Here is an 18,488-nt window from a genome sequence, read left to right on the forward strand (position 1 = left end):
TGCCGCGATACGCTGCGGCTTACGCCGTTCCGAAGAGCCTGGAAAAGCTCTGCACTCCGATGCGCGGGGCCTCTCGGCAGTCCGGGACGCATCGGTGGTCCGGAATAGAGGTTCACGCTAAGTCGAGAGCGTTCCATCCGGCAAATTACAAAAAGGTAATTTTGCGGATGTTCGGTCTGCCCAAAATTCGCCTGATGTCGGAGAAGAGAGGTGAAAGACTCCATTCGCAAATCTGCCTGTGAATAGCGGGCAGTATTTTGCTTGGCAGTGGTGTTGCGGTGCCACTCTGCTTATATGGAGGCTGGCCCAGAGGTGAATATGCGCTTTTCCAACAGTTTCCTCGATGAAATCCGCGACCGTGTGCCGATATCGGCCGTGATCGGCCGCCGGGTGACGTGGGATCGCAGGAAGACCAATGTCTCGCGCGGCGACTACTGGGCCTGCTGTCCCTTCCACGGCGAGAAGAGCCCGAGCTTTCATTGCGAGGACCGCAAGGGCCGCTATCACTGCTTCGGCTGCGGTGTTTCAGGTGATCATTTCCGTTTCCTGACCGATATCGAAGGCCTGAGCTTTCCCGAGGCGGTGCAGCAGATTGCCGACCTCGCAGGCATTGCCCTGCCGCAGCCGGACCCTCAGGCCGAGAAGCGCGAGAAGGAGCGCATGTCGCTGCTTGATGTCATGGAGATGGCGGCGCGCTTCTTTCAAGACCAGCTCCAGAGTGCCAGCGGTGCCAAGGCGCGCGCCTATTTGCGCGACCGCGGGTTGACGGGCCGCACCATCGAGACCTTCAGGCTCGGCTACGCTTCGGAAAGCCGCAATGCACTCAAGGAGTTCCTGGCCGGCAAAGGTGTGCCGAAGGAACAGATCGAGGCTTGCGGGCTGGTGCGGCATGGCGACGACATTCCGGTTTCCTACGACTATTTCCGAGACCGCATCATGTTTCCGATCCTGTCTTCGCGGGAAAAGGTGATCGCTTTCGGCGGTCGTGCCATGTCACCGGATGCGCGGGCAAAATACATGAACTCACCGGAAACCGAGCTCTTTCACAAGGGGCAGGTGCTCTACAATTTCACCCGCGCCCGGCGGGCAGCTCAAACGGGTGCCGGCAAAAGCGAGGCCGGCACGATCATCGCCGTCGAGGGCTATATGGACGTCATCGCGCTCGCCCAAGCGGGCGTCGACAATGCCGTGGCGCCGCTCGGCACGGCTCTCACAGAAAACCAGCTCGACCTTCTTTGGAAGATGTCGCCGCAACCGATCCTCTGCTTCGACGGTGACGGCGCCGGGTTGCGCGCCGCAAGCCGGGCTGCCGATCTGGCATTGCCTTTGCTGAAGCCAGGGCGTTCGGTGCGCTTCGCACTCCTGCCGGATGGCAAGGATCCGGATGATCTCGTCAAGCATGAGGGCCGCGCGCCTTTCGACAAGGTGCTGTCGGAAGCCAAGCCGCTGGTGGATGTGATCTGGCAGCGCGAGGCGGCTTCCGCGAATTTCGACACACCGGAAAAGCGTGCCGAGCTTGAGGCGCGGCTGAAGCAGATCATCTCGGTCATCGCCGATGAGAATGTGCGCCGCTATTATCAGCAGGATATCCGCGATCGTCTCAACAGCTTCTTCGCGCCGGTTCCGCGCGGCGGCAACGACCGACGGCAGGGTTTTCAGCGCGGCGGCCGGCCGGGGCAGGGAGGAACAGCGCAAGGGCCGCGTGCGGCGGGGCGGGGTCTCGGCGTCTCCGACCGGCTTGCCCGTTCCGGCCTGGTTCGTGGCTATCACGATCTGCCGGCGCTTCGGGAAAGCGTGCTGGCGCTCACCATCGTCAACCATCCGCAGCTTCTCCTTGAAGAATATGACGAGATCGCCGCTATCGATTTCGAGAACCGTGATCTGCAGCGCTTCTGGTCTGCCATGCTGCCGGCAGCGGCGACCGCCGGCGCCAATCTCGCGCGCGAATACCTGGTACAGCGGCTTTCCGCCGAGGGTTTCGACGGTCTGCTGAAGTCTCTCGACCAGCAGATTCGCAATGCGCGGCTCTGGACCGCAACCGAGCAGGCGGTAATGGAGGACGCTCGCGAAGGCTATCGACAGGCGCTGTCTCTCCACAAGCGCACCAAGGCACTGCGGCTCCAGAAGATCGAACTCGAGCGCGAAATTGCCGAGGCGACGGAAGCGGGCGATGCCGGCGAGATCGAGCCGCTGCTCAGGGCGCTTTCGGAAGTGCAGCTCGAAATCCTGCGTATGGAAAACCAGGAAGCGATCATCGATGGTTTCGGCGTGCTATCAGGCCGCGTGAAGGGGGCCGCCGTCAGCCACGGCTAGCCCGCGACACCGTGAGGCTACGCTCTTGCCGAATAATCTGGGCGCTCTAATCTACGCCGGCGCGAATGAGGAGGAGATGGATGGCGATGCATATTTCGGGGAGCTGCCATTGCGGCGAACTTGCTTTCGAGGCGGAGGGCGAGTTCGACAAGGCATTGGAATGCAACTGTTCCATCTGTCGCCGCAAAGGCTCGCTGCTGGCTTTCGTGCCGCGAAGCCAGTTCGAATTGACGACACCTCGCGAAAACCTTTCGACCTACCAGTTCAACAAGCATGTGATTGCCCATTATTTCTGTGCCAATTGCGGCATTGCACCTTTCAGCGAGGCGACTATGCCGGATGGAACAGAAATGACGGCAATCAATTTAAGATGCGTCCCGGAGATCGACCTCAGGGCACTCACGATAACTCAGTATGACGGCGCTTCCCATTAAGTGATGCGGCGGGACTGAGGCTGCGTCCTTTGTGCAAGTGCAAACCCTTGTCTTTGAGGGCGTGCCGCCTACATATCGGGTAAATCTGGTGAGCGTCCCCCTATTAGGCCTGTCTTGGGCGGGTTTTTCCACTTTTCCTGGGCATGGGCTCTGGAAAGGCTTGACGGAACGTTAATTTGTGGGAATCACCATTTCAAGGCAGAACAGGCGGAGTGGGTCAATAGCACCGAACATGACCGGTGATCTTCTGACAGGACGGTCCTGCGTCAAAAGCGACCGCCGAATGGTAATCGGGAATTAAAGGTCATTCCGTTACGTGTTGAACAGTGATTCGCGGTGAAGGCGGTCAATTCCGTCTTGAGCCGATGGCCACGAAGCGCGGCAAAAGTGGCGTTCAGGGAAAGCGACGAAATACATGGCAACAAAAGTCAAAGAAACCGAAGAAGCAGATAACGAACGCGAAGGTACGCAAGATGGTCCGCTTCTCGACCTTTCTGACGACGCGGTCAAAAAGATGATCAAAGCCGCCAAGAAGCGCGGCTATGTCACCATGGACGAGTTGAATTCGGTCCTGCCTTCGGAGGAAGTCACCTCCGAGCAGATCGAGGATACGATGTCGATGCTCTCCGACATGGGCATCAACGTCGTCGAGGACGAGGAGGCGGAAGACGCCGCCGCCGGTGACGACGACGAAGGCGACAGCGACGGCGAGGAGAGCGAAGGCGGCGAACTCGCCACCACCTCCAGTACCGCGCTTGCGACCGCCAAGAAGAAGGAACCGACCGACCGCACCGACGATCCGGTGCGCATGTACCTGCGCGAGATGGGTTCCGTCGAGCTTCTGTCGCGCGAAGGCGAAATTGCGATCGCCAAGCGCATCGAAGCCGGCCGCGAGACGATGATCGCCGGTCTCTGCGAGAGCCCGCTGACCTTCCAGGCGTTGATCATCTGGCGCGACGAGCTCAATGAGGGCACGACGCTGCTGCGCGAAATCATCGACCTCGAAACGACCTATTCCGGTCCCGAGGCGAAGGCTGCGCCGCAGTTCCAGAGCCCGGAGAAGATCGAGGCCGACCGGAAGGCTGCGGAAGAGAAGGAAAAGAGCCGCAAGGCTCGCTTCTCCGCCGCCAATGACGACGACATCACCGCCGTCGGCGGAGAAGGCATGGCCCTCGAGGAAGAGGAAGAGGACGACGACGAGTCCAACCTGTCGCTTGCGGCGATGGAAGCGGAACTGCGTCCGCAGGTCATGGAAACCCTCGACCTGATCGCCGACACATACAAGAAGCTGCGCAAGCTGCAGGACCAGCAGGTCGAGCAGCGGCTTGCCGCTACCGGTACGCTGTCGTCCGCCCAGGAGCGCCGCTACAAGGAGCTCAAGGACGAGCTGATCACGGCGGTCAAGTCGCTGTCGCTCAACCAGAACCGCATCGACGCCCTCGTCGAGCAGCTCTACGACATCAACAAGCGCCTTGTGCAGAACGAAGGCCGCCTGTTGCGTCTTGCCGAGTCCTACGGTGTCAAGCGCGACTCGTTCCTGGAACAGTACCAGGGTGCCGAACTCGATCCCAACTGGATGAAGTCGATCGCCAATCTGGCGGCGCGCGGCTGGAAGGAATTCGCGCGCGCGGAGAACACGACGATCCGCGACATCCGCCAGGAGATCCAGAATCTGGCGACCGAAACCGGCATTTCGATCTCGGAATTCCGCCGCATCGTGCACATGGTGCAGAAGGGCGAGCGCGAAGCGCGCATCGCCAAGAAGGAGATGGTCGAAGCGAACCTTCGCCTCGTCATCTCCATCGCCAAGAAGTATACGAACCGCGGTTTGCAGTTCCTTGACCTCATCCAGGAAGGCAATATCGGCCTGATGAAGGCGGTCGACAAGTTCGAGTATCGCCGTGGCTACAAGTTCTCGACCTACGCCACCTGGTGGATCCGGCAGGCGATCACCCGTTCGATCGCCGACCAGGCCCGCACGATCCGCATTCCGGTGCACATGATCGAGACGATCAACAAGATCGTCCGCACCTCGCGCCAGATGCTGCATGAGATCGGCCGCGAGCCGACGCCGGAGGAACTGGCCGAAAAGCTCGCCATGCCGCTCGAAAAGGTCCGCAAGGTCCTGAAGATCGCCAAGGAACCGATCTCGCTCGAAACCCCGGTGGGTGACGAGGAGGATAGCCACCTCGGCGACTTCATCGAGGACAAGAACGCGCTTCTGCCGATTGATGCGGCGATCCAGGCGAACCTGCGCGAGACGACGACCCGCGTCCTCGCCTCGCTCACCCCGCGTGAAGAGCGCGTGCTGCGCATGCGTTTCGGCATCGGCATGAATACGGACCACACGCTCGAAGAGGTCGGTCAGCAGTTCTCGGTCACCCGCGAACGTATCCGTCAGATCGAGGCGAAGGCGCTCAGGAAGCTCAAGCATCCGAGCCGCTCCAGAAAGCTCCGCAGCTTCCTCGATAGCTGAGCGGGCTTTACGAGATGAAGATTGGAAACCCGGTTTGCGAAGGCAGGCCGGGTTTTTTGTTGCCGGTTTGCGCGCTTCTCCTTGGAGGAGTACCATCCTCACAGATGCGGAACTGGGGCGGCGCCCCGCAAGGAGGTGCCGCATGGGAGAATTTCAATGACCTACATCGTGATGCTGAATTGGACCGAGCAGGGCATCAAGAACGTGCGCGAGTCACCCAAACGGCTGGATGCCGCCAAGAAAGCGCTGGAAGCAATGGGAGGTTCTTTCAAGGATTTCTATCTGACCATGGGCGAATACGACATGGTTGCAGTGTGCGAGGCGCCCGACGATGCGGTCCTGGCCCATTTCATTCTGGCCCTCGGGATGGGTGGAAATGTCAGGACGCGCACCATGAAGGCGTTTCCCGAGAATGCGTATCGCGAGCTGATCGCCGGCCTCAGCTAAGGCGTGGTGAAGGTTCGATGTCCGGGAGGTTGGCTGGATCCAATACGGAGGCCTCATTGAAAAGACCTCCGTATGCCATGCGGGCTGCGACTGATCTCTCGAGTGACTGTCCATAGGCTGCGGGCAACATGGAATTTGTTCTGTTTTGATGGATCGGGACTCGATCCGGTCGACTTTCCATCTTACATCGGGTTCCATGACGGACGAACTCAGGAAGCGGCGCGGCGATATGGGATGGGGCATTCCGGCCTCCATCCTGCTGCATGCCGTTTTCGCGGCCGTGCTTTTCTTTCACCTGCCGCTCGATTTTTCGGAGCCGCAGGAAGAGGAGAGTGTGAACGTGGAGATCGTTCCTCCACCGGAAGAGCCCGAGCCGAAGGCGGAAGAGCAGCCCGTTCCGGAAGAACCGAAGCCGGAAGAGGCGAAGAAGGAAGAAGCTCCCCCGCCGCCCGAACCGCCGAAGCAGGAAGAGGCCAAGCAGGAGGAGCCGCCGCCTCCACCTGAGCCGCCGAAGCCGGAAGAGACCAAACAAGAAGAGCCGCCGCCGCCTTCCGAGCCGCCGCAGCAACAAGAGGCGAAGCCGGACGAGCAGCCTCCTGCGAACGAGCAGGCTGGGGGACAGCCTATCCCGGTACTGCGTCCGGTCTTCGAGTTTGGCGAAAAGGATAGCGGGCCGAAGAAATCCGAAACCGGAAATGCCTCCGAGGAGGCGGAGATACCCCCGGCCGAAACCCCACTGGATGCCGAAACCGCCGAGCCGGCGAAACCTTCGGAGGAGGAGCCGGTCGTCGCCGAAAAGCCTCCGGCAAATCCCGTGCCTGATGATGTCACTGTGCCTGAGGTCGATATTGCGGCTGCCGATCGGCGACAAAACGGTCCGGCTTCGGAGACTTCCCCGGACGCGACCAAAGCGGATATCGTCGCTCCCCCTCCCGCAGCGCAGCCCGAAGGCGAGCCGACTAAAACGCCACCGGCGGAAAAGCCCACCGAACTGACGGAGGCGAAAACACTGTTCTCGCAAAGAGAGACCAACGATCCCGTGGCCACGACGGCGATGGGCAATGTGCCGCGCGGCGTGCGGGCCGGCCAGCTTTGCGCTACGGAAATGCAGGAGCAGTTACGCCATGCCTCTCCGCAATATCGGCCCGAAATCGTACAGGTCTACCGTTTGCCGCGAGGAAACGTCCTGGAGGTCAGGAGCGGTGCTTTCCGGGCAAGCGCGCGTTGGTACAATCTCAGTTTCCGTTGCGAAATCGATGAAGATGCGACCAAGGTTGTCTCCTTCGCATTCGATGTCGGCGCACCGGTGCCGCAAAGCGAGTGGCGCAAGCGGGGCTTTCCGGAATTCTGATCGGCGCGTCGCCGGTGTCATAGTGCCGGCATTCATGTAAAAGCGATTCCATGCAGCAAACCGAAAATACGACCGATCTCCTGTTCGATCGCGACGGTGCGGGGAACCCGCTTGCCGTCCTGAAGCATGTCTATGGTTATTCCGCTTTCCGCGGCAAACAGGCCGCCGTCGTCGATCGGGTCGTGTCGGGCGGCGATGCAGTCGTGCTTTTTCCGACCGGGGCGGGTAAGTCGCTGTGTTTTCAAATCCCCGCGCTCTGCCGGGACGGCGTCGGCATCGTAATTTCGCCGCTGATCGCACTGATGCGGGACCAGGTGGAGGCGCTGAAGCAGCTCGGCATACGTGCCGCAGCACTCAATTCGTCGTTGACGCGCGAAGAGTTTATCGATGTCCGCCGTGCGATCGCCGCCGGCGATCTGAAGCTTCTCTATGTGACGCCCGAGCGTGTCGTCACGCCCGGCTTCCGGGAAATGATCGGCAACGTGCGGATCGCGCTGTTCGCAATCGACGAGGCGCATTGCGTCTCCCAGTGGGGACATGATTTCCGGCCGGAATATCGCGAACTCGGCCGGCTCGCCGAACAATATCCGGGCGTTCCGCGCATCGCGCTGACGGCGACCGCCGATCCGCATACCCGCGACGATATCGTCGACAAGCTTGCACTCCGTTCGGCGGAAGTCTTCACGACCTCGTTCGACCGCCCGAACATTTCCTATGAGATCGTCGAACGAGACCAGCCGCGCCAGCAGCTCTTGCGCTTCCTGTCGCGCCACAAGGGTTCGAGCGGCATCGTTTATTGCCTCTCGCGCGCCAAGGTCGAGGATACGGCCGAATGGCTGAACGGGCAGGGCATTCGTGCACTTTCCTATCATGCTGGGATGGAGCGGCAGGTCCGCGACGCCCACCAGGATGCATTTCTGAAGGAGGAGGACCTCTGCCTTGTCGCCACCGTCGCCTTCGGCATGGGAATCGACAAACCGAACGTGCGATATGTGGCGCATCTCGATCTGCCGGGTTCGGTCGAGGCCTATTATCAGGAAACCGGGCGCGCCGGCCGCGACGGCTTGCCGTCCGAGGTCTGGATGGCCTATGGCATGGCGGACGTCATCCAGCGCCGGCGGATGATCGACGAGGGCACGTCGGGTGACGACATCAAGCGCGTCGAGCGTGCCAAGCTCAATGCGCTTCTTGCGATATGCGAGACGCCGGGCTGCCGCCGGCAGGCGATCCTGGCGCATTTCGGCGAGATGCATCAAGGCGGATGTGGCAATTGCGATACATGCCTCAAGCCGGTCGAAACCTGGGACGGCACGGAGGCCGCGATCAAGGCGCTGGCTGCGGTCTATCGAACCGGGGAGCGCTTCGGAACCGGCCACCTCATCGATGTGCTGCTTGGAACAGTCAACGAAAAGACCATCCGTTTCGGCCATGTGGACATGCCGGTTTTCGGTGTCGGCAAGGATATCCCTTCGAAGACCTGGCAATCGGTCTACCGCCAGCTTCTTGCCGCGGGCTTCGTCAGCGTCGATCACAACGCCTTCGGCGCTCTGAGGTTGGAGCCGGAGGCCCGGGCCGTATTCAAGCGAGAGCGCGAAGTGCGCTTCCGCAAGGACCGTCCGACAACGGGCAAGGCAGCGAGAAGCGCTTCGCCCGGTTCGGCGAATGCCAAGTTGCAGCTGCAAGGCCACGATTTGGAACTCTTCGAGGCTCTCCGTGCCGCCCGCACCGCGATCGCCAGGGAACTGTCCGTGCCGCCCTATGTCGTCTTTCCGGACACGACGCTGGTCGCGTTCGCAACCGAACGCCCCAAGAGCCGCGATGCATTGCTCAGCATTTCCGGCGTCGGTCAGTCCAAGCTGGAACGCTACGGCGATGCTTTTCTTGAGGTCATCAGGGCGCATCAGCCGTCCGGGCGAACACCCGGTTGATCACACGGCGAAGCGGGTTATGTTGCCGCCACCAAAACAAGGAATGCCATCATGAAAGCCATGTTCTACGATGCCTTCGAAAAGGCGCCGGAAATCCGCAATCTTCCGGATCCTGAGCCGACGTTCGGCGGCGTGGTGATCAAGGTCGGCGCGACCGGGCTCTGCCGCAGCGACTGGCATGGCTGGATGGGGCACGACCCGGATATTCGCCTGCCGCATGTGCCAGGTCACGAGCTTGCCGGCAAGATCGTCGCGACGGGCAAGGGTGTGATGCGCTTCAATGTCGGCGACCGGGTGACGGTGCCTTTCGTTTCCGGCTGTGGCCACTGCTCCGAATGCCATTCCGGCAATCAGCAGGTCTGCCCAAACCAGTTCCAGCCGGGGTTCACCCACTGGGGCTCGTTCGCGGAATACGTGGCGATTGACTATGCCGATACGAACCTCGTGCATCTGCCGGACGAGATCGACGATGCGACGGCGGCAAGCCTCGGCTGCCGGTTTGCGACCTCCTTCCGCGCGGTCGCCGACCAGGCCCGCACCGGACCGGGCGACTGGGTGGCCGTGCATGGCTGCGGCGGGGTAGGGCTGTCGGCGATCATGATCGCCACGGCACTCGGGGCGAATGCGATCGGTATCGACCTTGCCGAGGACAAGCTGGCGCTTGCCCGTCAATGCGGCGCGGTGGCGACGATCAACGCGGGTTCGGTGGCGGATGTGGTCGAGGCTGTGCGCGAGATCACCAAGGGCGGCGCGCACGTTTCGATCGACGCGCTCGGCCATCCGGTCACCTGCTTCAATTCGATCAAGAACCTGCGCCGGCGCGGCCGCCATGTGCAGGTCGGCCTGATGCTCGGCGAAGATGCCACGCCAAAAATTCCGATGGCGCAGGTGATCGGCCACGAATTGGAGATCTACGGCAGCCACGGCATGCAGGCTTGGCGTTACGACGCCATGCTCGCCATGCTGACGACCGGCAGGATGAAGCCGCAGCAGCTCATCGCCAGGCGGATCAGCCTGGAAGATGCCGTGCCGGCGCTGATGACGCTCGACACATCCGAAACTCCCGGAATCAGCGTGATCACGACATTCTAGGCAGGCGATTGTCTGCCCCCGGCGACGGCACTGTTCCGCCATGGCCGCTTGGTGACGGCCCTCTGCGCCCTATATCCCGGTCTTGTGAGACCAAGCCGAAAGGGCGAAGCCATGAACACAAGAGCGCAGAAGATACCGGGGCCTGATCATCCAATCACCGTCAAGCCCAACCCGGCCCGAGTGAGAGTGACGCTCGGCGGCAAGGTGATCGCCGACAGCGTCAACTCGCTGACATTGCAGGAAGCATCCTATCCGGCGGTGCACTACATTCCCCGCACGGATGTCGACATGTCGCTTCTTCAGCGGACGGACCACGAGAGCTATTGCCCCTACAAGGGCGAGGCTTCCTATTTCAGCATCCGAATTGGCGGCGAGCGATCGAAAAATGCTGTCTGGTCTTACGAGAACCCCTATGAGGCGGTGGCAGGCATCAAGGAGCATGTCGCTTTCTACCCGGATCGCGTGGATTCGATCGAGGAACTTTCGTCTCCTGAACCCGGAAAGTTCTGAAGCGGAGAGGGCAACGGAGAAAAATCTCGGTATCATGTCGGATTTGCCGTTGTTTGAACGTCCTTGGATTGCTCAGCTCCAAAGGAGGACGACCATGCCCTATGTCGATGGATTCATTGTTGCCGTGCCCAAGGCCAATCTCGAACGTTACAAGAAGATAGCGCGCGTTGCCGGCGACGTCTGGAAGGAACATGGCGCGCTGACCTATGTGGAATGCGTGGGCGATGACGTGCCTTATGGCGAACTCACGTCATTTCCGCGCGCGGTGCAGGCGAAGGAGGACGAGATCGTCATCTTTTCCTGGATCACCTACGAAAGCCGCGCCCGTCGTGACGAGATCAACAAGAAGGTGATGGCCGATCCACGGCTTTCCGGCGATGAGTGGAAAGACGTTTTCGACGGTAAGCGGATGATCTACGGCGGCTTTGAGGGCTTTCTATCGCTCTAGCCCGCCTGGTGCTAAAGGTGCCGGCATCCGTCGGTACCGGATAAGGAAGCTCCATGCCCCAAACCGTGATCTCGATTTCCACCAGGGGCCAAGGGCTCTATGAATTCACCCGGCCAGTACAGGATTTCGTGCGCGGCCAGGGGGTGGGCGAGGGGCTGCTGACGGTCTTCGTGCGCCACACGTCCTGCTCCCTGATCATCCAGGAAAATGCCGATCCGGACGTGCGCCGCGATCTCAAGGCATTCTTCACGCGCCTCGTGCCACCGGCGAACGATCCGGAAATGCGGTGGGTGACGCACACGACCGAAGGCCCGGATGACATGCCCGCGCACATCAAGGCGGCGCTGACTACCGTTTCGCTCGGTATTCCCGTTCATGACGGGCAGCTGATGCTCGGCACCTGGCAGGGCATCTATCTCTTCGAGCATCGCGACCATCCGCATACCCGCCAAGTGGTACTGCATCTTTCCGCATGAAAAGCAGGTGAATGATGTCTGAATGACGGATTCGGACCTCGTTCAGGTGCGACGATCTAGGGTTGCGTCAATCGCCCGCAACGGCGAGAGAAACAACCTCGGGCCAGGGTCCACCGCCCGGATTTCGGAGAGAAACACCCATGACCAGCATGATCGTCAAAGCCGGTATAGCCGCTCTCGTCGCGCTCACTGGCCTTTCCGCAACCGTATCGACTGCCGCTGCCGGCGGCCCGGAATTCGGCATCCACGTGCAGTATCACGACCGCGACCGCGATCGTCATTGGCGTCCGGACCACCGGCCGCGTGGCTGCGCACCCTGGCTTGCCGAGCGGAAGGCCGATCGCATGGGCCTGCGCCGCACCCGTGTCGTCGACGTCTCGCGCCGCACCGTCTCCGTCATCGGTTTCGGACGACGCGGCCCGGATCGCGTGGTTTTCGCCAACGTGCGCGGCTGCCCCCTGATCCGCCGTTAGGAAGTAACGGATCCTTCCGTCTCCATCGCCCGCTGACGGAGGAAGCGCCCCCGCCGGTCCATCGACCGGCGGGGGCGTCTTTTTTGATCTCACTGCTCGAGGGCGAAGGTGACGTTGACGGTCACGGTGTAGGTGTTTTCGCCGGTTGCGACCGGTACGGCTTCGGCTGCCATATCCTTCGCCATCGCCATACGCATCATCGGCTGCGGCATCGGGCGGGCAGCATTCTCGCTGATTTCCAGGACACGTCCAAGCTTGACGCCTGCTGCTTCCGTCAGCGTCCTCGCCTTGGCGAGCGCCTTTGCGACGGCTGCCTTGCGTGCTTCGGTCATGGCCTCTTCAGGATCGTCGTTCGTGAAGACGATCTGGCCGCCCTGATTTACGCCGAGCTTAACCGAGCGGTCGATGAGGGCGCCGAGCTTATCGAGGTCGCGGACCTTCAGCGTCAGCGTGTTGGCGACCTCGTAGCCGACGACCTCCGGTGGATCAACGACGCCGTTCTTCGGCTCGGAATGGCGGTATTGGGGGTAGATTGAAAAGTTGCTCGTCTGGATATCGCGATCGGCGACGCCATCGGCCTTGATTGCAGTGAGCACTTCTTTCATGGCCGCGCTGTTGGCCGAAAGTGCGGCTTCGGCCGTTTGCCCGTTGCGCACGACGGAAAGTGTCAGGACCGCCATGTCAGGCGCGATCGAAGCTTCGCCTTCGCCCGAGATGCTGATAACCGGGTCGCGGGGGCGGAACTCCTGCGCCGATGCCGGGCACGCTGCGGCGGTAAGTGCGCCTGCCAAAAGGGTTGCCAGGACGAGACGCGACGACGAAAGCGCAAAGCGCATGGTATTCTCCCCGATCTGTTTGAGCGGCAAGGGATGTCGGTCCGCAAGCCTGCTACGATGATATCCTACCTTTAGCGCGCCTTGTCGAACCGGAATCGATTCCGCACATTCGCGCCTCGGCAGGTCTACGTGCCGGTTGATTGTGAAGCTATTGCGGCAACGACTTGTGGCCGTTGGTGATTTGCGGTAGAGCGACCCCTGAGGAGAGGCGAGCCATTGCGCCTCCCCTTTGCCTTACGGCGGGCCTGTAGCTCAATGGTTAGAGCCGGCGGCTCATAACCGCTTGGTTGGGGGTTCGAGTCCCTCCGGGCCCACCATCACAGTTTCCGGCGGTGTAGCCGGACGCCGATTTCCGGAATTTTGACACTTAATTCCGGAATTTTCATTTTCCCACCTCTCTGCGCTTAACCGATCGATCCGATGTCGAATCAGGGGCGACAATTTGGCGTGGACACCCTCGGACAATCCTCTCATAGATTTTCCCCTCACCGGAGGGAACTATGATGAAGATTATCATGACGCAAACGCTGAACGACAATGGAAGGCTGGGCGCGTGGCTGTTTATCGTTAGCCCAGTTGTCGGAGGGGCTTGCTACGCTTGGCTGGTTTCTGAATTGCAGCACCGGTTATCGAGCAATTTGTGGCTCGCGGCTGGCCTCGTATTTCTATCAGGTCTCGCGTTTTTGGTGGGCGCAGTGCTCGTGCTAATCGGGCGATCCTATACTGCAGCGGTCGTTCCCTCGGAACCTGCTGAAGAGACCAAGGGGCTCTGGAGCTGATAACATCATAAGCTATTGCGAAGGCGCCCCTTGGGGCGCTGTAAGCTGCCTCGACAATTGGCATACAAGATTGGGTTTTGTTGACGGTTCTGCGGCGGTCGAATTCATGCGGGCCTGTTCCAGGAAGGGCCGCCGCTTAACTCCCATTCACTTGGGTTTGGTACCTCGCCATTTAGAACAATCTCCTGGATCGCCAAAAGGCATAGTCGCAGGCCCTCACTTGCCACCGCGCAATCCTTGGCTGAATTTTTTTCTGTACCACCGTGGACCACTGCGCTCCGAAGCTCGTAGAATTTCTTTATACTCTTCACAATATTCCGTCGTTCATCCAACGTTTTGCCGAGCAATAGAGCTGTTCTCAAGGATACTCTATGCGTTAGGTCACCTCGTCCGTCTCCAGAAAGCAAGCTTTCGAGACAAATGCACCCGTCAAGTGCCTTGTCTCCGGCCGAGTGCCTGCGCCTCGCCATGTTTAGACGTGTTAGCGGGACCTCGCAGGGGGCGGACACTGATGTGGGAAGGGAAACAAAACGATTGACCCAAGCTACAGCCTCCTCCGTGAGATTTTTTCCGAAATCTGGAATTAGTCCCTCTGTTAGATTCTGATGCCAAATGCGCCCGATTTCCGAAGCTTGAAGATCTGGGTCAGCAAATTCTTGCCAGGTTTCTGTCACTATCGGCGAAGCGTTGTCGTCCGATAGGGTGACCGCAATAGCAAGTCGCCGCATTTCCCTGGCCACAGCCAAAAATTTCGCGTGCCCTTCCGCATGGGGCTCATCACAAACATCACTATGCTCCATCATAAGCGCCGAAGGAAATGCCATACCTGGTCCGAGGACGACCCCTTGCTTCAGAGATTCTGAATTGGGGCTGTCTGGGAGGTCGGATACGTTCAGCAAAGTCATTCCATTGCTGAACCGAACAGGCTCCCTTAGAAATAGTCCATATACCTTCCCAATGACCCTAATGTCTGTCTTTGTAACCCGCAGGATACGCCGAAGCCAGTCCACGGCTTTCAATGCGCCTTCGCGTACTGCGAACCGGAGTAAGTTGGGTGCTTGCTGTCGCGGCGAGTAGCACAACTGCTTTCCCATGAAGAAGCGATCAAACTGCTCCGAAAATTCGGGGTGTGCTTCAAGTGCGGTCACTAGAGGCTGAGCAAGCATCCAAATGTCCTTGATACCATCAGCCGCCTCGAGGCGACCGAGAATCGGAAGTCCAAGCGTCCGTGCCGCCTGAGGCAGAAGCTCCTCTATAACTTCAATGAGGCCTTTGTCGTCCATACGAAACTCCAATTCTATCGGCGACCATATAATCAACTCCTTCGGATGCTGGCTATGTCTGCTCTCAAGCGGCTAATCGCAAGAGAAGCATGGTACCTTCATTAGAGCCAACGTGATGCTTGACTCGATCCGAGGCGTGCTCCATTTGTTCTCGAGTTCGTCAGAGGCGGCGAATAAAAGAATATCAACACAAGACCGATGCGGCCGGTCTCGAACACGAGAGCGATTCCGCATGCCCGAAGACCTGCAAAAGAGACTAACCTCGGCGATCAAGGTCCAGATCGACTGCCTCAGCCAGCCCACCTTGAACGGCTTCGCCGGCACAGGCCGATCTCGCGAGCGCGAAAAAGGGTCGCTGCACGCGATCGCCACCAGGATCATGAACGAGGGATTGAGGCCTTACGCTTTCGAGTGCGGTGGCGAACCGGTCAACAGGCATGATGTCTACCTCACCGTCCTCACGGCTCTCTTTGATATCGATGATGAAGACGCAAGGCGGTGGACGTCCAAGAGCGAATGGGACGCCGCTCGTTTCGAGGCCGCCAAGGACATTGCCAGAGCCGTGAGGCGGAAGTTTACTGTCGTGGATCGTCCCCGGATCTATCGGGACATTCCAACGGACGGCCAGATGGGCGGAGCTCATAGCCATAGCAATTGGCGCTTTGAGGGAGAGTGATCATGTGCGGCAGGATCTTCATCGAGACGAACCTGAAGGAGATGATGTCCGGATTCGGCTTTGCGAAGCCGCTCGACGTCGGCGGGCTCGACAACCAGTTCCCGCGCTATGACGGACGGCCGAGCGAATATTATCCGATCATCATCCGCGACGCCGTGCGCGAAAGCGGGCAGATGGCACCTGTTTTCGTCGTCGGCCGCTGGGGTTTCATTGCGGGCTGGGACCGGGAGGCGAAGAAGCCGATGATCAACGCGCGAAGCGAAGGCATCGCCACCAACAATTCCTTTAAGAGTGCCTATGAGCGTCGGCGCTGTCTTGTGCCGATCGACGGCTTTTTCGAGTAGAAGGACATTCACGGCACGGGCAAGAACAAGCAGCCTTACGCGATCGCCATGAAGGACCGCAGCAAGTTCGCGCTGGCCGGCATCTATTCGTCACGCCGAACCGACAGCGCCCATGAAGAGCGGAGCTTCGCCATCCTCACCTGCGCGGCAAACGAAATGATGGAGACAATTCATAACCGAATGCCGGTCATCCTGCACCCGGCCGACTATGAGCGCTGGCTTTCCGAGGAGCCGGACCCGGCCGATCTCCTCGAGCCGTTCCCTTCGGAACTCATGACCATGTGGCCGATCAATCCGATCCGCAGCAAGGGGCCGGAGGTGCTGGATCCGCTCGCGGCGGAAGAGAATGAGGAGCCGCCGCTGTTCTAGGTCGCCACTCACAATTTCCGTATGATTGATATCGGCTTTGGAGGGGACTACGCATGCCGATCGACCTGCACGAAAAATTTCGCCTGAGCTTGCTCAACAAGCTCAGGCCATTGGCTGAGGCAATTCGATACAACAGCGGCACCTATATTGACCGCGTAACGATATATCCGCTCCACAATTTGGATCGTGACATCAAACGGCGCAAAGAGCTGGCGGAGCCTTTGAGTGAGTTTATTGGAGACACGCCGCTCTATCATTTTGTGAGCGAGCACTTAAGTCAGCTCCTGCGGGACAACTATGACTATTCGAATCAGAGCGGATTGGTCTCAGAGTTGCCGCTGTTCAGCGGTCTTGACCCTGCAGAATATCTTGTAACCGCCTTTGAAAGTCTCCCGTGGCATTACACGGTATCTTTCGTGCTTCCGGCCGCTTTTGACGTGCTGTTGCCCCAAAACACAGACGAGCGCGTCCTTTCCAATTCAATCAGATTGCTCCGTGTCACTGATAAAGTTCAGGACCTCTATCCTCTGGAATCGGGAATAGAGCGGCGCGACAAAAGCACGCCGTTGAGCCTCATGGGTCTCATGGGGCTCATGGATGCCCCAAAAGAATCGCTTCCATTGGGTCGCATTCTGTTTCAGACGCAGGTTAAAGGCTTCATTGGTGTTTTCGACAGAAGCACTCCTCTGCGTTTGGCGGAAGCAAGGCTCAAAGCTTTCCTTGGCTTCTTACTGGCGGACTATACCCTTGAGGTTAGCTTTCTCTATGTGCCCACTGTCCCGAAAAGCGAATTAGTAATCCACCAGGGGATCGATGCTGATTGGCAGTACCTGCGGCGTCACGAGCTTGATGAGGACTTCAAGCAATTGCTACCAAAGCTCGGCATCAATAAGACTATCACCAGAGAAGATAAGTCTTCGGAAGGCCTACTTGAGGAATGGGTCAACCTTGGATGTCAGAGGGCCTGCGCCGGTTTTCAGGATAATAAGGCAGCGCGGCGTCTCCAACTTGCGGCCACATGGTTGTTCGACAGCTACGCAAACAATCGCGATCTGCTCGCATTTGTACAGGCGATGGTAAGCATGGAGATACTCCTTGGCGAGAAGGAAGACGAGGAGGTCGGGATAGGTTCAATGCTCAGAAACCGCTGTGCATTCCTAATTGGACGCTCCCACAATGAGCGCGAGGAAATCATCGACCAGCTGAAGCAAATTTATCAAGTCCGGTCGAAGATTGTCCACACTGGAAAGGATCGGCTCACGCGAGATGAGGTGGGCATGTTGTTTCAATTGCGTCACTACTGCGGTCGCGTGATCGAACGAGAGCTGGAAATCGCTACCGAGACAAAATGATCAGCTCTTTAACCTCCTTGCTATGACCTCTGCCGGCAACGGAATAGGTGCAGTCGACCTCCTCAATAGCAAATTCAGAGAATGTCTCACGAACGCCCGAAACTGCATTTAGAGAGAGGATGAAACGCCCCCTCAGCCGGCCGAGCACGTCTGCCATTTCCGCGAACTCGTCCCGGCTGAAGGCCTCTTTGCCATAGTCGTCCTCGCTGCCCCAATAGGGTGGATCGAGGTAGAAGAGCATGCCCGGCCGATCGTAGCGCTCGATGAATGCCCGCGATGGCAGGTTCTCGATAACGACGCCGGCCATGCGTTCATGAATATCTTCGAGCTGTGGCGCCAGCTTGAGGAGATTGAATCGGCCGCCATTCATCGACACACCGAAATTCTGCCCTCGCACCTTGCCGCCGAAGGCGAGGCGCTGGAGATAGAGGAATCGAGCTGCCCGCTCCAGGTCGGTCAGCGTTGACGGATCGGTGCGGGACAGCCGATCGAACTCGTGCCTGGACGTGATCTGGAAACGCAGCGTTTCCATGAACTGCGGATAGTGCCGTTGCAGGATCCGGAAGAGGTTCGCGACATCGCCATTGATGTCGTTGATCACCTCCATCTTCGGTGCCTGATTGCGACGCAGGAAAACGCCGCCCATACCGACGAAGGGCTCCGCATAAGCATCATGGGGTGTGCGGTTGATCCTGTGGATAATTTCCTTGGAAAGAATGCGTTTGCCGCCAATGTAAGGGGCAGCGGGATTGGTGGGCTCGATCGGCCGCATATTCACCATTTCAAACAACTCACGACTCGGTCACACCTTATCTGCCCTGCAGGGCACGGGTGCGACGGTTGTGCATACTTGCTGTCGGACGGGTTCCTGTCCCAAACTAGAATCCCGTCGCTCGGGGCA

Annotated in this window: 17 protein-coding genes, 1 tRNA gene and 1 pseudogene; 16 read left to right on the forward strand and 3 right to left on the reverse strand. The window is 59.4% G+C overall.

All coding sequences use genetic code 11. From position 1 onward, the window contains the following. Window positions 1–318: 318 nt before the first annotated feature. The 11 genes from dnaG (at window position 319) to J2046_RS14700 (ending at window position 11,948) form a co-directional block, all read left to right on the forward strand. On the forward strand, window positions 319–2,313 hold the full coding sequence (gene dnaG / locus J2046_RS14650; protein WP_210052927.1) for a DNA primase: 1,995 nt from the start codon (window positions 319–321) through the stop codon (window positions 2,311–2,313). 86 nt (window positions 2,314–2,399) lie between these two features. Continuing rightward, window positions 2,400–2,747 carry a GFA family protein gene (locus J2046_RS14655; RefSeq protein WP_210053413.1) on the forward strand — a complete coding sequence of 116 codons (348 nt, stop codon included), beginning with the start codon at window positions 2,400–2,402 and terminating at the stop codon, window positions 2,745–2,747. Window positions 2,748–3,162: 415 nt separating this feature from the next. Further along, window positions 3,163–5,223, forward strand: coding sequence for an RNA polymerase sigma factor RpoD (gene rpoD, locus J2046_RS14660; RefSeq protein ID WP_210052929.1), 2,061 nt, complete (start codon window positions 3,163–3,165; stop codon window positions 5,221–5,223). Between the two features lie 156 nt (window positions 5,224–5,379). Then, on the forward strand, window positions 5,380–5,670 hold the full coding sequence (locus J2046_RS14665; protein ID WP_037147922.1) for a GYD domain-containing protein: 291 nt from the start codon (window positions 5,380–5,382) through the stop codon (window positions 5,668–5,670). 196 nt (window positions 5,671–5,866) lie between these two features. Beyond that, window positions 5,867–7,021: a DUF930 domain-containing protein gene (locus J2046_RS14670; RefSeq protein ID WP_210052930.1), complete on the forward strand. Its 1,155-nt coding sequence runs from the start codon at window positions 5,867–5,869 to the stop codon at window positions 7,019–7,021. Window positions 7,022–7,071: 50 nt separating this feature from the next. Continuing rightward, window positions 7,072–8,949: a DNA helicase RecQ gene (recQ, locus tag J2046_RS14675; RefSeq protein WP_210052932.1), complete on the forward strand. Its 1,878-nt coding sequence runs from the start codon at window positions 7,072–7,074 to the stop codon at window positions 8,947–8,949. A 51-nt stretch (window positions 8,950–9,000) separates the two neighbouring features. Continuing rightward, window positions 9,001–10,041 (forward strand): zinc-dependent alcohol dehydrogenase family protein, encoded by a 1,041-nt coding sequence (locus J2046_RS14680; RefSeq protein WP_210052934.1) that lies wholly within the window; start codon window positions 9,001–9,003, stop codon window positions 10,039–10,041. Between the two features lie 111 nt (window positions 10,042–10,152). Further along, window positions 10,153–10,551: a DUF427 domain-containing protein gene (locus J2046_RS14685; protein WP_210052936.1), complete on the forward strand. Its 399-nt coding sequence runs from the start codon at window positions 10,153–10,155 to the stop codon at window positions 10,549–10,551. 94 nt (window positions 10,552–10,645) lie between these two features. Next, a complete protein-coding gene (locus tag J2046_RS14690; protein WP_210052938.1) occupies window positions 10,646–10,999 on the forward strand; it encodes a DUF1428 domain-containing protein in 354 nt (117 codons plus the stop codon). A 53-nt stretch (window positions 11,000–11,052) separates the two neighbouring features. Further along, a complete protein-coding gene (locus J2046_RS14695; protein WP_210052941.1) occupies window positions 11,053–11,475 on the forward strand; it encodes a secondary thiamine-phosphate synthase enzyme YjbQ in 423 nt (140 codons plus the stop codon). Window positions 11,476–11,615: 140 nt separating this feature from the next. Beyond that, window positions 11,616–11,948, forward strand: coding sequence for a hypothetical protein (locus J2046_RS14700; RefSeq protein WP_210052943.1), 333 nt, complete (start codon window positions 11,616–11,618; stop codon window positions 11,946–11,948). Window positions 11,949–12,037: 89 nt separating this feature from the next. Here the strand turns inward: J2046_RS14700 and J2046_RS14705 are convergent, their stop codons facing one another. Further along, complete coding sequence (locus J2046_RS14705; protein WP_210052945.1) at window positions 12,038–12,784, reverse strand: SIMPL domain-containing protein; 747 nt, start codon at window positions 12,782–12,784, stop codon at window positions 12,038–12,040. A 241-nt stretch (window positions 12,785–13,025) separates the two neighbouring features. Between J2046_RS14705 and J2046_RS14710 the strand changes: the two genes are divergently transcribed. Next, window positions 13,026–13,101, forward strand: a tRNA-Ile gene (locus J2046_RS14710). 183 nt (window positions 13,102–13,284) lie between these two features. Beyond that, complete coding sequence (locus tag J2046_RS14715) at window positions 13,285–13,563, forward strand: hypothetical protein (RefSeq protein ID WP_210052947.1); 279 nt, start codon at window positions 13,285–13,287, stop codon at window positions 13,561–13,563. Window positions 13,564–13,667: 104 nt separating this feature from the next. On the opposite strand, the gene J2046_RS14720 is transcribed toward J2046_RS14715, so the two are convergent. Further along, the gene (locus J2046_RS14720; protein ID WP_210052949.1) at window positions 13,668–14,846 is read right to left on the reverse strand and encodes a HEPN domain-containing protein; all 1,179 of its coding nucleotides are present in this window, start codon (window positions 14,844–14,846) and stop codon (window positions 13,668–13,670) included. A gap of 232 nt (window positions 14,847–15,078) precedes the next feature. On the opposite strand from J2046_RS14720, the gene J2046_RS14725 reads away from it, so the two are divergent. The 3 genes and pseudogenes from J2046_RS14725 to J2046_RS14735 all read left to right on the forward strand — a co-directional run bounded on the left by J2046_RS14725 (window position 15,079) and on the right by J2046_RS14735 (window position 17,587). After that, complete coding sequence (locus J2046_RS14725; RefSeq protein ID WP_210052951.1) at window positions 15,079–15,522, forward strand: hypothetical protein; 444 nt, start codon at window positions 15,079–15,081, stop codon at window positions 15,520–15,522. A 2-nt stretch (window positions 15,523–15,524) separates the two neighbouring features. Continuing rightward, window positions 15,525–16,235 (forward strand): annotated as a pseudogene (locus J2046_RS14730) (SOS response-associated peptidase). 53 nt (window positions 16,236–16,288) lie between these two features. Then, window positions 16,289–17,587 (forward strand): HEPN domain-containing protein, encoded by a 1,299-nt coding sequence (locus J2046_RS14735; RefSeq protein WP_210052952.1) that lies wholly within the window; start codon window positions 16,289–16,291, stop codon window positions 17,585–17,587. On the opposite strand, the gene J2046_RS14740 is transcribed toward J2046_RS14735, so the two are convergent. Beyond that, entirely contained in the window at window positions 17,571–18,368 is a 798-nt protein-coding gene (locus J2046_RS14740; RefSeq protein WP_210052954.1) for a DNA adenine methylase, read from the reverse strand. The genes J2046_RS14735 and J2046_RS14740 overlap by 17 nt on opposite strands. Window positions 18,369–18,488: the final 120 nt, after the last annotated feature.

It is taken from the genome of Neorhizobium petrolearium (genome assembly GCF_017873175.1).
In the GTDB taxonomy this organism is placed as follows: Bacteria; Pseudomonadota; Alphaproteobacteria; order Rhizobiales; family Rhizobiaceae; genus Neorhizobium; species Neorhizobium petrolearium.